We start from the raw sequence: 15,949 nt of genomic DNA on the forward strand, positions 1-15,949 counted from the left end.
TTGTCGCATTTTAGGACGCAGACAGGCGCAGATGACGTGGAAAACTGCTTGTGATCCTTCGACAAGCTCAAGACAAGTTTGCGCTCGTCCGCGTTCATCCGCGTCCTATTGAGTTACGAAAGGTGACCATTTGGCTAGGACCTACGTTCGCTAAAAATCGTATAATCCGCCTTGTGCCTATGTTATAATTTCGGCGCAACTTTGAACTGGCAGAACAGATTTTGCAACTGTTCAGTCTCTTTGGAAATTTACGGCTACCCGCCAGATTTTTACGCAGCTACCAACAAGGTTCTAACTTTTTATTTCATGACCCTTCCGCAAGTTACTTCGCCCCCTCCACTCCCTGAAGTTAAAAATATGACGGTAAACGGCCGTTACGTCATCCATGAAAAAATTGGTGAGGGCGGCATGGGCGTTGTGTACCGCGCCACAGACCGGCTAGCCGAACATATTCTGGCCTTCAAGCAGGTCATTGTGCCCACTTGGGAACTTGACGCTGACAATGGCGGCATGGCAAGCGATCTGGAAGAGGATCTGCGTCTGGCATTGGCCCACGAATTTGAAACGCTGGCTTCCTTGCGCCACCCCAACATTATTTCTGTTTTGGATTACGGTTTTGACGAAGAGAGACGGCCATACTTCACCATGGATTATTTGATGGGAGCCAAAACCATCCTGACAGCCGGGCAAGGGCTGGACGAGATGGGCAAGGTGAACTTGATCCAGCAAATGCTCCAGGCATTGGCTTATTTGCACCGACGCGGCATCCTGCACCGCGATCTGAAACCGGCTAATGTATTGGTCACTTACCGCACAGTGCGTATTTTAGATTTTGGTTTGGCAACCACCCACAAAAGCACCATGCAAGCAGCAGGCAGCATTCCTTACATTGCCCCGGAAGTATGGGAAAACGAGCCACACACCGAAGCGGCAGACCTTTACGCGGTGGGCATCATGGCTTTTGAGCTGTTTGCGGGTCGGCATCCATTTGACATCAATAGTCCTCAGTTTCTTGAGCAGGTTATGGATAAAAGGCCTGATTTAAGTTTGCTAGATGCCTCTCCAGAGATAACGGCCGTTATTGACAAACTCATCAACAAAAATCAGGAAAACCGCTACAGCACCGCCGAAGCGTGCATTGCTGCCTTTAGCCAGGCAATAGGGCTTCCTGTTCCTGCCGAAAGCATCGCCATCCGCGAAAGTTACCTGCAGGCGGCCACCTTTGTTGGGCGCACCGAAGAGACAAACGCGCTTCTAAAAGCATTAGAGGCAGCCAAAAACGGGCATGGCTCTAGCTGGTTGGTAAGCGGTGAGAGCGGCGTTGGCAAGTCGCGCCTGCTAGACGAAATTGGCACGCAGGCATTGGTGCAAGGTGCATTGGTGCTGCGCGGCCAGGCAATTGAAGATGTGGCAGGCTCTCCATTGCAATTATGGCACGAGGCGCTGCGCCGCTTGGTGCTGACCGTGCCGCTGGATGATCTGGCGGTAGGGGTTTTGCAGGCACTGATCCCAGACATTGGTCGTTTGCTCCAGCGAGAAGTCGTCCCCGCGCCGAAGCTGGACGCCGCCGCCGCCAGGCAACGTTTAATTAGTACCATCACCAGCTTATTTAACAACCAGAATCAATGGATTTTGCTAATTTTGGAGGATTTACATTGGGCTGACGCGGGTCTAGAAATTTTGCAGCAGCTCACGCGCCTTGCGCCTACATTGCCGCTGCTCATCATTGGAAGCTACCGAAACGACGAACAGGTATCATTGCCAGAAGCGCTGCCGTTGATGAAGGCTTTGCCGCTTAACCGTCTTTCACCAGATGAAATTGCTTCCCTTAGCACTAGCATGTTAGGAGATGTCGGTAAAAATCAAGATGTGCTGGCGCTGCTGCAGCGAGAAACGGAAGGGAATGCGTTCTTTTTGGTAGAGGTGGTTCGAGCATTGGCTGAAGAAGCAGGACGCCTCAGTGCCATCGGGCATAGTTCACTGCCCCAGCAACTGTTTCCTCAGGGGATTCAAACGATTGTACAGCGTCGCTTGGCTCGTGTGCCGGATGCCGCTATGCCGCTGTTGGTTGGCACGGCCGTTGCCGGGCGGCAGCTCGATCTCAATTTGCTGCCCAAACTGGCTGATACGACCAAAACCAGGATGCCGGTGGAAACCTGGCTGGCAACTTGTGCAGAAGCGGCCGTTTTAGAACTGTTTAACGGCAATTGGCGCTTTGCCCACGATAAGCTGCGGGCTGGCATTTTGGAAACTATCCATCCAAACAGACAAACCGGATGGCACCAAACCATTGCCCAGCACGTTGAAAATATTTATCCGAAACAGCCTGAAAAGGCAGCGTCTTTAACCTACCATTGGCAACAGGCCGGCAACGATGAGAAAGTGCGTCATTACGCACGCCTAGCCGGAGAATACGCCCAGCAGCAATTCCTCAACCAAACCGCCCTCAATTATTATGATCAGGCACTGACTTTAACCCCGTCCGATGATTTGCTGTCGCAGTTTGACCTTCATTTGGCGCGTGAGCAAATCTTCCATCTGCTGGGACAGCGCGAAAAGCAACAAGCTGTTCTGGCTACCCTGGGCAACCTGGCTGCCAAGCTGGCCGAAAGCCAAAATGAAGACAAGCGTGCGGCCGTTGCCCTGCGTTTGGCAAATTATGCTGAAGCAACAGGAGATTATGCCTCTGCAGTTGCGGCCGCAGAGCAAGCACGACAGGTAGCACAAGAAAATAAAGATACCTACGATGAGGCGGCCAGCTATTTGGCTATTGGGCGTGCTCTGCTGCGGCAAGGCAAATACGAAGAAACCCAAAATCATTACGAAACGTGCCTACAAACCGCACATACTCACCATTTCACCAAGCTCGAAGCCGACAGTTTGCGGGCGCTGGGCGTGCTTGCCTACGATACGGGTCAGTTGGAAACGGCTCTATCATTTTACGAACAATGTTTGCCTCTGTATGAAAAACTGAACAACAAACAGGGCGAAAGTACGGTTTATAACAATATTAGTCTGGTTGCTTTTGCCAAAGGCAATATCGAACAATCGTTGGTTTCTTTGGAAAAAGCACGGCAAATTGACGAGGAAATTGGTGACCGTGAAGGTCGCGCCCGCATTTTGCTCAATTTAAGTTCCCTGTATTTAGATTTGGGTGCCTTTGAGCTGGCGCAAACGTATGCCAACAATGGATTGGCACTTTGCCGTGAAATTGATGTGCCGTTTGGGGAAGTTTTAAATTTGATCAATCTTAGTTTGGCCGCCCACTTCCTGGAGGACAACGCGCAAGCGGAACTGTACAGCCAGAAAGCATTGACCCTGGCCGAGAAAATTGGCAGTCCGTTTTTACATGGGTTGGTGCTAAAGGATCGTGGCTTTTTGTTGTTGAGCCAGGAAAAATTCCCAGAAGCGGCCGAAGCGTATCAGGAATCTTTGACGGCATTGGCGCAAACAGACCAGGTTTTGGAGGCACATGCGGGCTTGGCTTGGCTGTCGCTGAACCGAGGGGATGAAACGGCCGTTTCTACCCACGTAACCCCCATCATCACCCACTTAAAAGACGGACAGTCGCTGGACGGCACCTCCCGTCCCTTTTACATTTTACTGCTCACCTACAAAGTGCTAGCTGCACAAGAAGACCCCTATGCAGATGAGATTTTGGCAATGGCATACGGCCGTCTTGTGCAGTGGGCCAACCAAATCACGGACGATGACCGGCGCGACTCCTTCCTGGAAAGAGTACCCACCAATCTAGAAATCTCTATTCTATTCGAAGCAAAATTCTAAGCTGGAATTTTTTCAGATTCTAAAGGCAAAGAAACAATAAAGGCCGTATGCAAAGCGGAACATTGGATTAAAAGTACCAGGGTGCTTTCCGCTTATGGTTGTTCATCCTGGAAATTGCCAAAGTTAAAGGATGCCAGGAACCTGGAGATAGTGGCTACGGCCGGGTCATTCCAGTAAAAATCATTATTGGAGAAGTAAGAACCAGCCCAGAAGTTGCCCCCAGCCCAGAAGTTGCCCCCAGCCCAGAAGTTGCCCCCGGCCCAGAAGTTGCCCCCGGCCCAGAAGTTGCCCCCGGCCCAGAAATTACCGCCATCCCAAAAGAAGTTTTCGTCTTCTGACAGCGGTTTGCGATCAGAATCTACTAGCAGATAGCCGCCGCGCTCTTCATCATAAATGACGGGGCCAACGTACGCCTCGCCCGGCTTCATGCCGCTATTAGCCTCACCGGTGTAGTTGCCCAATACAGCATCCGGTGCCCAAAGGCGACCTGCACCTTGCTGGAAGATGCTAAAGGCCAGGTTGCCTTCGGTCGTAACCGCCGGCTGTGCTGAGACCCACAGGCGGTATTTCACTTCGTTTGGCGTCAGATCGGGGTTGGCTTCTAACATGAGAGCCACCACGCCGGAGGTAACGGCCGTTGCCGCCGACGTTCCCGACCCTAGATACCAGCCCTTGCCTACATAAAGCTCTGGATAAAGCGACCCATAGCGACTTTCCGGGTGTACCTGCATGAGCAAATGCGCTCCCGGTGCAATGATGTCTGGCTTTATAAAGCCTGCTTCAGAAGGCCCAGCCGAGCTAAAAGGTGGGATGTAATCGTCACCCTGGAACGTGGGTGAATAGTTGTCGGTAAACGCACCCACAGTAATGACAAACGGGTCGTTGCCCGGGGTGGTAATGGAACCAGCCGAAGGGCCTACATTGCCTGCAGCTACCACAACCACCATGCCAGCATCCCACAACGCCTCTACCGCCAGGTTTAAGGGATTCATCCAGTAAGGTCCAGTTACTGCCCCCGTGAGAGACATATTCACAACGCGAATATCATGTGCATCCCTGTTTTCCAGAATCCAGTTCAACCCATCAATAACCTGGGAAGAAGTCCCTACCCCATAGGCATTCAGCACCTTGACATCAATCAGGTTGGCCTGAGGGGCAATGGCTACCGGGTAGCCCATGGCATCCAGGTTTTCGCCTGCCGCCAGACCCGCCATGTAGGTGCCGTGTCCGTTTTCATCAATTTCGGTACCGCCAATTGCATTGTAGGCAGCCAGGATGGGTTTATTTAGGATATGGCCGTCTATACCGGAATCAACCACTGCAATGGTCACATCAGAGCCAGTCAGCCCTAGCCCACGTAACGGCTCTACACCCGTTGCCTGCAAATAATCATTGGGCTGAGTGTTAGCCGTACCAGAGGCCAGAATTAGGTTATCAACCAGGAATTGGCAGCCACCGCACGAGGGTTGGGACGGCCGTACAATAGCCACAACCTCAACTGTTCCTTCTGGTGCATAGCTGGAGACGGAAAAAGGTACCCATTGCTCACCTGCAGGGTAAAGCCTGTTCCACGTTTCTGCCAAAACAGCACCAGATTCGTCCAAATAGCGCATGATAATGACATTTGAAAACAGCGGGTCATCACTCTTAACCCAGCCATTCAAGGTATACAGCTGATTCTCAGAAGCAATGCGGGACTGCTGCGCCTCGCTTCCGCCAGGAACCAGCAGGCTTGTCTCGTCAAAAGGCGATTCGGGGAAAACCATCAGGCTTTCACTGTTGAACAAATCTTGCCAGTAGGCCACGCCATTGTTAAAGCTGCCATTGTCCAGCAAATTATTGTTCAAATCTGCTACGCTGGGTGCCGGTTCCAAATAAAACGCATCCAAGAACATAGTGTCGTCGCCAAATTTGGCTACGCGCACACCCACCTGGCTGCTATTTGGTGGGGCAAAGGCTGCCATCTCAAAATATTGATATGCGTCACCGCTAGGCAGCAAATCCATGCTCACCTCAGCCAGTTCATTCCCATTGGCATCATAAAAGATTAGGTAAGCGTAGGCCCAAGTAATGTTGGTGCCACGTTTGTACCAACCACGCAGAACGTAATGTTGTCCAGATGTAATGCTGATAATTTGGGTGGCGCGATCAAATTCGTAATAGTCATCCAGATTGAGGGCCCAATTCCCCTCATAAGTATCTGTGGTGAGCCGGGGAATGCCATCAATCACCCAACCAGAGGCACCGCTTTCAAAACCAGGGTTTTGCAAAAGGCCGGGATTATCTGATTCAAGGACGGCATTGTCTATACGAATAAAGCCATCGGCATCTTCTTCAGTGTAAACTCGCACAACGATGTACGCTGCCTCGTCCGGCGCATCCTTTTTAATACTGTAATGGCTGAACCAGACGCCTTCTATCTTTCCAGTTTCTTTTTCCAGCATGTTGCCATTATTGTTGTAATACTCAATCTGATAATGAAAGTCTCCCGAATCGCCAATACCTTTGGCCCACAAGCTAAAGGTATAGCTATACCCCGGAATCACCTCAATTCGTTGGCTCGCTTCACCGTATAGCTCTAGCGAATTGCTGCCTGCGTAGGCATCGTCTGAGATGAGCGCTTTGCCACTTAGCTGCCAACCAATGGTGCCAGACTCAAAGCCGGGGTTTTGCAGGCGGTTGTGGGGCATGTTTGCCGCGCTGGTTTCTATGGCCGTATCAAATGATATGTAGCGAACGGCCGTTATTTGACTCAGTTGAGCAATGCTGTTGGCGTCCATCTCTGCCGCAAAGCCATTGATGATGGGCAACGCTTTCGTAACCGTGCCGCCCAGTGCTGTTACTGTGGCTTCCACCGAGGCATCAGCCTCTGTTTTCTGCACAATCACTGGCAACGTGGCATCGTCAGCCTCAGCCATCAGCGTCTGTAGCGTTGGCTCTACTTTTTGCATGTCTGCTGCCTGTACCAGAAGCGTGCTGGTGGGTGCAGGTTGCACCAGGCTACTGCCAATCAGAAGCAAACAAATGAGCATAAGTACGGCCGTTAATCGGCCAAAAACTGTAGGGAACTTCGTTGACTTATCCATTAACTCCCCCTTAGAAGTTAGGCTTCAAAAGCTCAAGTTTCGCTTTTGAGCAAATGGATTGTGTAAAAGCCAAAAAGAATTTTGAATTAGAACGGCTTCGCAATTGGCTTTTACTTGAGCAAACCACAGAGAAATCGCCCTTCGGCTTTCAAATTGCTTTCTGTGGTTTGCCTGAAAAACTCTTCGCTAAAAAAATTTACAAATCCCTACTTACGGCTTCTGTTACATTGCTCGTAAAAGCGAGAAATTGGTTCTAACGTACCAAACAGCCTATTCTTGCGGCACCCAACTGTTAATAGACATAGCTGAATTCAGATCAACATTTGTTTCTGAGTCAAAGCTGCCGGCCCAGAAATTGCCACCAGCCCAGAAGTTACCGCCTGCCCAGAAATTGCCGCCCGCCCAGAAGTTACCGCCTGCCCAGAAATTGCCGCCCGCCCAGAAGTTGCCACCAGCCCAGAAGTTGCCACCAGCCCAAAAATTACCTTCGGTGCCTGTATAGCTACCATCCCAAGCATAAGCATCACCAATGAAGTTGCCATTGGCATCTACCAAGTTGTAAGTGTTGGTTGTTTCGTCAAAGTCTGCCGGGCCCTGGTAATGTTGGCTGCCATCTAGATCAGCGGCAATATCCATACCCTGATTGGCGCAACCGCTTTCTGTGCTGTTGCTCGCAGCTTCGGCATTAACCAGGCCTGCCCCTTGTTGGAACAAGCTGTAGCTCAAAGAGCCGTCAGCATCCATCATTGGCGCAGCGGTGATCATCAACCGACATTTCACATCATCCGGCGTCAACGTCGGGTCTGCTTCTAGCATCAGGGCCACAACACCGCTTACAACGGCCGTTGCCTGCGAGGTTCCAGACATTTCAAAGTAATCTGTTATGGGGTCGAAGAACTGCGGGAATTGAACACCCAACTGGCCCAACCTGGACATCAAGGCCACAATATGGCCGCCAGGAGCCACCACATCAGGCTTCACAAAGCCTTCTACAGTCGGACCTGTAGACGAGAAAGAGGCCAGAAAATCGTCGGACAAATCATCTTTCGTGAAGTTGTCGGACACGGCACCCACCGTAATGATGTAAGGCACATTGCCCGGCACACCAATGCTCATCGCATCTGGCCCATCATTGCCAGCCGCTGCAACAACAACGATACCTTCCTGCCAAGCCCGCATTACCGATTGGTTCAGCGGATCATCCCAGTAGTAAGATTGAGGTGGCGCGCTAAAGGATAGGTTGATAACCCGAATATTGTGTGTGTCTTTATTAGCAACGGCCCAATCCAAACCACGAATGACATCCAGGTAGCTGCCAGAACCGTTGGCGCCAAATGCCTTGATGGAAACCAAGTCCACATCTGGGGCTACACCCGCACTGTCGCCATCGCTATCGGTATTGTTATTGGCAATAACGCTGGTAACATGACTGCCATGTCCACTTTCATCGTTAGAAACTTCAGTTGATTGGTCAATAACCTGATCAGTGATGGCATCGTACTGCACAATCTCGCGTTCGGTACCGTCACCTTTTGTGGTTAAGGCATCATCTGCCAAAAAACCGGTATCAATAACTGCTACCGTGATGCCGTTGCCCGTATAGCCTGCCTCATGAAGCACATCAGCCTGAATGATCTCCGTATGGGCAATGTCCGGTATCGTTTCAGCTACGGTATAAGTGATCATAACATCATCTACATTTAGGTATCCATCAACCTCTTCATCGTAGCTGATGAAACGAATCTGGGTGTTAGCACTTGCGTAGGGCGTAATGTCAAAACTATGAGTTAATGGCTGATAATCATAGTGCCACAAATGATAGGTCGCCAAGTTGACCCAGGAATTACCATCACTGCTAATTTCTAATTGAATGCTCCCTTCCTCACCGTCTCGGAGGTAGCTCAATGTTAATGTCGCGGAGGTTGCATTGCTTAAATCAGCAGCACGCTCAATGCTGTGATTGAGGAGGTAAACTTCGTATCCCCCCATTTCCAGACAGTAGCCCGGATCACAGTACGATGTAACTGCCATTCCGCCGCGTGAGGGACCATCAAACTCGCCAGATTCTACCCAATTCCCATTCCAGTTAGCAGTACCATCATTGCCACTGTAGGAAACGGTATTAAACTCATCACGGAGGGTATATTCAACCAAACTGTCCTGGTTACCTTCGTTGCCACCTTCCTGTGAATCAGCACCAACAAAGTAGGAAACTTCTACATCGTCAATGTAGAAATATTCGTCGCTTCCCCCATAATAATTGTCAACACGAAAACGAATCGTTGTTTGAGGCGAGGCAAAATCTGAAATGTCGTAACTTCTTGAGCCGGTGTTGCTACCACTGATATGCTCAATTAATTCTAACGTGGTGAAATTGCTACCATCTGCCGAAATCTCTATAGCGATGGCATCATTGTAATCAACCCCAGATGAAGTGTTGTAAAAAAAGCTAAAGGTGGCTGAGGTTGCCTGAGAAAGGTCAACTTGCCGTGCTACAAAGGGTGTCAGGCTCTTTTTGGGGTAATTACTCAGGCTTAATTCCTGGTCACTCACGCGAACAGCGCCCACAGATGGCCCATCTCCCAATGACGCCGAATCATACTCTTGCCAATTGCCGAGCCAGTTAACATTACCACTACTTCCGGAGAAATCATTGTTGGCAAAACTGTCTTGTGCCGAGATCATGGTCTCTTCAATTGGCGGCAGCTCAGAAGGAGCCTCATCCATTGTGTACGTAACACGGAGCAAAGGCGCGTTGCTGCTTTCGCCATCGTAGGATTCAGCTGTCCGTGTACCTGAGCCGGTTACGATAATGGCTAAATCATTGCCACTGTTCCAGCCACCGCGTGACACAACTTCTTGAATAACGGAAGATATATCTGGTGTTTGATGTTTTTCGCTTATCAGATCCCATTCAGGAATGTTCGACCAATTGACTGATGCGGCCGTTCTTGGGCGATTGCTAATATTGTTATAGGCAGTTGTAAACGTGGCTGCATCATCAACAGCTTCCGCCTGAATGACTACTGAAGTGGAAGAATAGGTTGTTTCATCTGTTTCAAATTCTATGGTGGCGCTGGTAATTGTAGCACCTTGAGGAATTTGTATGCTTTGGAAGCGCATCCCGACCATTTCAGAGCCATATTGGCTATCCTCAGAGAGCTCAAGATCAGGGCTGTGTAAATACACCGAGCCATAGGCCGTTTGTTCAGCATCGTCGGAAGAGCTGTTAATACGCACCTCAACTGTTTGAGGTGTGTACGTGGTCATTTGTAGCTGGTGGTTTTCTTGCAAATTGACAATTGCTGAATTATTTTCCAACCGCATCACCTGTGATGGTGTGAGGTTGGCACCGACACCGTTGATAATGTCCAGTCTATGAGTGATTTGCCCACCTATTTGCTCTACGGCCGTTACGGCTGATTCTAAATCTTCTGCCTGCACAATGTAACTCGACAAGGTGGTGTCGGTAAAAACGGCCGTGCCACCCATCGGCACTAGCCATAAGGCAAAGGTCAATAAAGCAAACAACGCCAGGAACAGGCCCCGGCTACGAGTTGAGAGATATTTTTGGTTCATGTGACTCCCGAGCATTTTTAGTAGCTACTACTCTTCCATATTTTTGATGAAAACTTCTTTTTAAATGTAAAGACTTTTATTTTGTAGACTACGCTAATGACGACAGCTTACGAAAATTGTTACAAATATTGCAAAGTGGCTTAAGTAGTGCCATTGTACTCCCTCGCAAGCAGCCAATATGATGCCAAACAAAAAAAGCCGCTTCCAAAATGGAAACGGCCGTTTCATATTATTTATTTTATTCACCATCTAGCTTGTATTTCAGGCAGGCTCTGGTTCTGGAACCGCCGACAATTTTGTTGGCAGCGTAACAGTGCATACAGTACCAGGTAAACGCTCCTGATCATAGCCGCTGCTTTGCAAGCGAATAGATCCACTATGCGCTTCAACAATTCCTCGTGCAATAGGTAATCCTAGGCCAAACCCGCCACCCCGAAAAGCACTCTTGCTAGTGGAATGGGTGTTCAATGAACCGAGCATATGGAACATATCAAACACTCGCTGCTGCTCTTCCAGCGGCACGCCAATGCCAGAATCTTTTACAGCAACTTCAACTTGTCCATCCACGTCACAACGTGCCGTTATCTCAATGCTGCCACCATCTGGCGTGTACTTCACTGCGTTGCCAATGATATTTTGGAAAACAACTTTCAATTGACGAGGGTCTGCCCATACCTCAGGGAGTGCTTGCATATTGTCCACTATAATTGTTAGCTGACGCAGCTCGCAAATGGCTGCCAAATTATCTACGACTGGTTGAATAACATCTTTCAGCCGAACTTCACTAAACGATAGCTCTAACTGACCAGAAGCGATGCGGAAAAATTGCACAATTTCATCAATAACCTGGCGCATTCGTTCAGTCGCTTTGTCCAGGTTGGTTGCGGTTCGGGTAAGCATGGGATCGTTGTGCAACCCGGCTTTTTCAACAATCATATTCATCAGTTGGGCGTTGGTAGAAACGGCCGTCAGCGGCGTCTTTAGCTCATGTGAAATCAAAATAATAAAATTTGTCTTCAGCTCATCCAGCTCTGTAAGATGATCATTGGCAATTTTGAGGTTTTCAATAAGCTCCGTATTCTCAATGGCAATGGCCGCTTGGTTAGCAAATAACTGCAAAGGTGCCAAATCAGAGTCCCGGAAACGGCCGCGCACTGAACGATTTTCTACATAAATAGCCCCAATCGTACGGTTCCGCGTAATGAGCGGCACGCACATGATTGAGCGCAACCGCAGCGCCATGACGCTACGTGCCGTACCAAATTGTGGATCGTGCATCGCGTCGCTTAATACCACCGATTCGCCAGACTGCACCACGTTTTCCAAAATGGAGTAGCTGATTTCATCTGTGTCGCCAGGCAAATCATTTCCCTTATTGTCTCGCCGTATTCGAAAATCAATCGAGCCATCTTCGTGCCTAAGCACAATATAGCCACGTTCAGCCCCGATCATCGTCAGCACTTTATCAATTGTATATGCCAGCAGCGGTGCCAGTGCGTGAGACTCAGCCATCCGTCGGCTAACCCGCAGCACATAATCCAATAGTTCAATACCTTCTAGACGTTTACTCATGCCTTAATAATAAAGCCTACTACCCCTAAGTTAAAATGGGAAAAAGGGGGTACTATTCCGCGCTTCCCGGTTTTTACACGGCCGTTGCTATTTACCAAGCATTACACCGTTTCTTGGGAATTTATTTCACTTAAAACAGTGTCGGGTTACTGGCAACCCAGCTAAATAAATCCTGAATCCCCTGCCGGGGGGAAATGGTAGGTTGCCACCCCAACTGAGTCTTGATTTTACGAATGTCGGCTACAAAAACGCGCTGATCACCGGGCCGCCAATCGGCACGGTTTACGGGCAGTTCATAGCCGGCTAGCTCCGCTAGCAGCGGCCCAAATTCTGTCCAAATTGAGAGCGTGTTTTGTGGCCCACCACCAATGTTGTATACCTCGCCACGCCGTGCTTCAATCTGCTGGATGCCAAGCTCATAGGCGCGAATTAAATCTTGTACATGTAGCAAATCGCGTACCTGTTTGCCATCGCCGTAAATGGTGATGGGGCGGTTCTTTATGGTGGCAATGACAAAATGGGCCACCCAGCCCTGATCCTCTACGCCAAATTGCCGCTGACCATAAATACAAGATTGCCGGAATACCATCGTTTTTAGGCCGTAGATACGGCCGTAATCCAGCATGTATTGGTCACCAGCCCCTTTAGAGCAGCCGTACGGTGAGTGAAAATCAAGTGGATATGTTTCAGAGATACCGTGAGCATATTCGGCATACTGGTAACGGCCGTTTGCCATTTCCACCCTGGCTCCCTCCATACCCCCGTACACTTTATTGGTAGATGCGTACAGAACGGCCGCTTCCGGCGCATGATGTCGCACCGCCTCCAGCACGTTAAACGTCCCCATAGCGTTAATCTCAAAATCTTCACGCGGATTTTGCACAGAGGTCGTCACCGCCACCTGACTCGCCAAATGAAGCACCACATCTGCACCGCCAATGGCCGCGGCCAGCGCCTCATAGTCGCGCACATCTCCAGACACAAAAGTAAGCCGCTCGCCGTGTCGCGCCTGCAGCCATTCCAAATTGGCAGGGCCACCCTTACGCGATAAATTATCAAACACGACAACGTAATGCCCCTGCTGCAAAAAGTAATCGGCGCTGTTACAGCCAATAAATCCAGCCCCGCCCGTAATAAAAAATTTCATACTTAATTCCTTCCCTCTTACATCTTCAAGGCTTACGCAACCACGGCAGCCCACCCAGAGAAGTTCAACTTTTGGCAAAAGTTGAACCTCTGAGCAAGTGCGTAAGTCCTAATCGTTTTCTTTCTTGGTTATACAAATCTCAATCGTCTACGCCTCACTTTGCAGCCGCTGCAATAGTTTAACCTGTTGATTTTCCAAAAATTGATGGTAGCGAGCGTTTAGCAATGGCACCGTCATCAGCAAAGCGTCTTCGCCAGTGTCCCGGTAGTAACGCGGGCGTGACCCCACTTCCGCAAACTGATATTTGTGGTAGAGGGCTTGCGCCACTTTATTGCTGTGTCTCACCTCCAATGTCACCATGGTGGCGGGCAAGGTATACGCCTGAAACAGCAGATTGAGCAACAGCAGTTCGCCCAAGCCGCGACCACGCCATGTTGGGTGCGTGGCAATGGTGCTCACATGCACCTCGTCCGCAATAAGCCAAAATCCGGCAAACCCAATAATCGTTTCGGCAACACCCAACACTTGGTAATGGGCAATTTTGTTTCCGTCTAGCTCATGCTCAAATAGCCCAGCCCGCGCCGGGGTTGGGAATGAGAGGCGATCCACTTCGCGCACAGCGGGAATATCGGCCAATTGCATGGCACGCAGCCAAAATGGGTCTGGGGGTGTCAACATGTGAGAGGAACAGCTTTAATTGCCAGCCGGATCACGCAAGTAAATGGGTGCCAATGTCTGGGCATTGTCGGCGTTACCAGCACGCAGCTTTTGCCAGCCAAGCTCTGCCAGATAACCAGCCCGCCGAACGGCCGTTGCTGGTGGCATAATCTGAAACGACCGGTTCGCGGCCTTAATCTGCTTGGCTGCCTGCGCCGTAATCTCACCAGCAAAGGTTACGCGCCCTTCCAGCGTGGGCAGCAGCGATTCCCAGCTTTCGATCACAGGCGTTTCATTGGTTTGCCAGCCACGGCCGTTTTCCCACTCATACGGTGCAGTACAAATGCGTGTGCGGCCAGCTTCTGCCACCACCCATAGCTGCCCCGGAAACGGCCCCACCGCTGCGGCCACAACATCTAATGTAGAGATGCCGAGCAGCGGCGTCTGGTTGGCCAGGGCCAAACCCTTCGCCAACGCCATCCCTACCCGCAACCCGGTGTAAGAACCCGGCCCAACGGTCACGGCAATCCCCGCCAAATCTGCTGCCGACACGTTGGCTCGCTGCATCATCGTCTGCAAGTTGGGCGTCAGCTCAATCGTGTGGTTGTTTAAACAACGCCAACCCATCTCGGCCAAAACGGCCGTGCCATCATGCAATGCCATGCCAAGCCAGCGCGTCGCCGTATCAATCGCTAAAATCATCTAAATCAAACTCCAAAGGCACTTTTCTTAAAATCTTCCAGTAGCTCGGCCGACCGTTCGCCAGTGGCCGAGATTCGCAGCTTGCGCCGTGTCTCGCTCACGTAGGTCAACGCAATCCACAGGCGGTCTTCTGGCAACAGCGTTTCAATCCGCTCCGGCCATTCCACCATCACCGCGCCGCTGCCAAAAAGAATATCTTCCAGCCCGGCTGTCATCTGGTCTACGGCCGCCTCCAGCCGATAGCAGTCAATGTGGTATAGGATACGGCCGTCTGCCAACCGAGGATACTCATTCACCAACGTAAACGTCGGGCTGGTGACACGCAAACCGCTGCCCCAGCCACGCCCAATTCCACGCGCCAGAGCCGTTTTGCCCGCCCCCAGCTCACCAGACAGGCAAACCAGGTCATGCACCTGAAGCAATTCGCCCAAGCGCACCCCCAGCCGCGTTGTCTGCTCCACGCTGCTGCTCACAAAATCAATTGTCCATCGGTCTAAAATAGCCATTTAGTCACCCATGTCATAAATTCACGGCTGATTTATTATACCCTCTACCCTCGAACATGGTATCATAAACAAATGCCCCAGTTGGGGAGCAAATTTTACTTGAGCAATCCATTCATGCGAATTCTGATCATCTCCGACATACATGCCAACCTCACTGCGTTTCAGGCTGTATTAGAAAACGCCAAAAACAAGTGGGACGTCATCTGGTTTCTAGGCGATCTGGTTGGCTATGGCCCAGACCCCAACGAATGCGCCGAGGAACTGCGAAAGCACAATCACCTCGCCCTCTCTGGCAATCATGATCAGGCCGTATTGGGCAATCTAGACATTAAATCTTTTAACCGAGAAGCAAAGTACGCCATCACCTGGACTCAGGAAGCAATCAACGAAGAAACACGCAGCTACCTAGCAAACCTACCCTCCAAACAGATCGAAGGCAAATTTACACTAGCCCACGCCAGCCCTCGCCACCCCATTTGGGAATATATTTTGGATCCACTCACCGCATCCGAAAACTTCAACTGGTTCGACACTGAGTTTTGCTTGGTTGGCCATACCCATGTTCCGGTCATGTTTGAGGAGCATCTAAATGGGTTTCGCCGGGTGAATGTCTACCCGCCCCGTTACCATCACGGGCATGAAGCACGCCTGCCGCTAGGGCCACACCGTCTCATCATCAATCCTGGCAGCGTGGGCCAACCCCGCGACTCTGACCCCCGCGCCGCCTATGCCCTGCTAGACACAGACGACATGACCTGGAGTTATCAGCGCGTCCTCTACTCCGTGCGCGAGGTGCAGGAACGCATGGAGCGTTCCGGTATGCCAAAACGCCTGGTCAATCGGCTAGCCTACGGCGTTTAATAATTTACTTCAAGAAGTTTGACAGTTACCTACCATGCAGCGCAGGCGGGAAC

Annotated in this window: 9 protein-coding genes; 2 read left to right on the top strand and 7 right to left on the bottom strand. The window is 50.5% G+C overall.

The window, feature by feature from the left end:
* Positions 1 to 306 precede the first annotated feature (306 nt).
* The gene (locus tag ACOQPM_RS20510; RefSeq protein WP_420632121.1) at positions 307 to 3,786 is read left to right on the top strand and encodes a protein kinase domain-containing protein; all 3,480 of its coding nucleotides are present in this window, start codon (positions 307 to 309) and stop codon (positions 3,784 to 3,786) included.
* Between the two features lie 92 nt (positions 3,787 to 3,878).
* Here ACOQPM_RS20510 and ACOQPM_RS20515 read toward each other — a convergent pair whose 3' ends face one another.
* The 7 genes from ACOQPM_RS20515 to tsaE form a co-directional block, all read right to left on the bottom strand.
* A complete protein-coding gene (locus ACOQPM_RS20515) occupies positions 3,879 to 6,872 on the bottom strand; it encodes a S8 family serine peptidase (RefSeq protein ID WP_420632122.1) in 2,994 nt (997 codons plus the stop codon).
* A 270-nt stretch (positions 6,873 to 7,142) separates the two neighbouring features.
* Positions 7,143 to 10,451: a S8 family serine peptidase gene (locus ACOQPM_RS20520; protein WP_420632123.1), complete on the bottom strand. Its 3,309-nt coding sequence runs from the start codon at positions 10,449 to 10,451 to the stop codon at positions 7,143 to 7,145.
* Between the two features lie 261 nt (positions 10,452 to 10,712).
* Positions 10,713 to 12,023 (bottom strand): GAF domain-containing sensor histidine kinase, encoded by a 1,311-nt coding sequence (locus ACOQPM_RS20525; RefSeq protein ID WP_420632124.1) that lies wholly within the window; start codon positions 12,021 to 12,023, stop codon positions 10,713 to 10,715.
* Positions 12,024 to 12,153: 130 nt separating this feature from the next.
* Complete coding sequence (locus tag ACOQPM_RS20530) at positions 12,154 to 13,170, bottom strand: GDP-mannose 4,6-dehydratase (RefSeq protein ID WP_420632125.1); 1,017 nt, start codon at positions 13,168 to 13,170, stop codon at positions 12,154 to 12,156.
* Between the two features lie 147 nt (positions 13,171 to 13,317).
* Complete coding sequence (gene rimI, locus ACOQPM_RS20535) at positions 13,318 to 13,848, bottom strand: ribosomal protein S18-alanine N-acetyltransferase (protein ID WP_420632126.1); 531 nt, start codon at positions 13,846 to 13,848, stop codon at positions 13,318 to 13,320.
* A 15-nt stretch (positions 13,849 to 13,863) separates the two neighbouring features.
* Positions 13,864 to 14,529 carry a tRNA (adenosine(37)-N6)-threonylcarbamoyltransferase complex dimerization subunit type 1 TsaB gene (gene tsaB / locus ACOQPM_RS20540; RefSeq protein WP_420632127.1) on the bottom strand — a complete coding sequence of 222 codons (666 nt, stop codon included), beginning with the start codon at positions 14,527 to 14,529 and terminating at the stop codon, positions 13,864 to 13,866.
* Between the two features lie 5 nt (positions 14,530 to 14,534).
* Positions 14,535 to 15,035, bottom strand: coding sequence for a tRNA (adenosine(37)-N6)-threonylcarbamoyltransferase complex ATPase subunit type 1 TsaE (tsaE, locus tag ACOQPM_RS20545; protein ID WP_420632128.1), 501 nt, complete (start codon positions 15,033 to 15,035; stop codon positions 14,535 to 14,537).
* A 114-nt stretch (positions 15,036 to 15,149) separates the two neighbouring features.
* Between tsaE and ACOQPM_RS20550 the strand changes: the two genes are divergently transcribed.
* Positions 15,150 to 15,896: a metallophosphoesterase family protein gene (locus ACOQPM_RS20550; protein ID WP_420632129.1), complete on the top strand. Its 747-nt coding sequence runs from the start codon at positions 15,150 to 15,152 to the stop codon at positions 15,894 to 15,896.
* Positions 15,897 to 15,949 lie beyond the last annotated feature (53 nt).

This window comes from Candidatus Leptofilum sp., assembly GCF_965223525.1.
Taxonomy (GTDB): Bacteria; Chloroflexota; Anaerolineae; order Promineifilales; family Promineifilaceae; genus Leptofilum.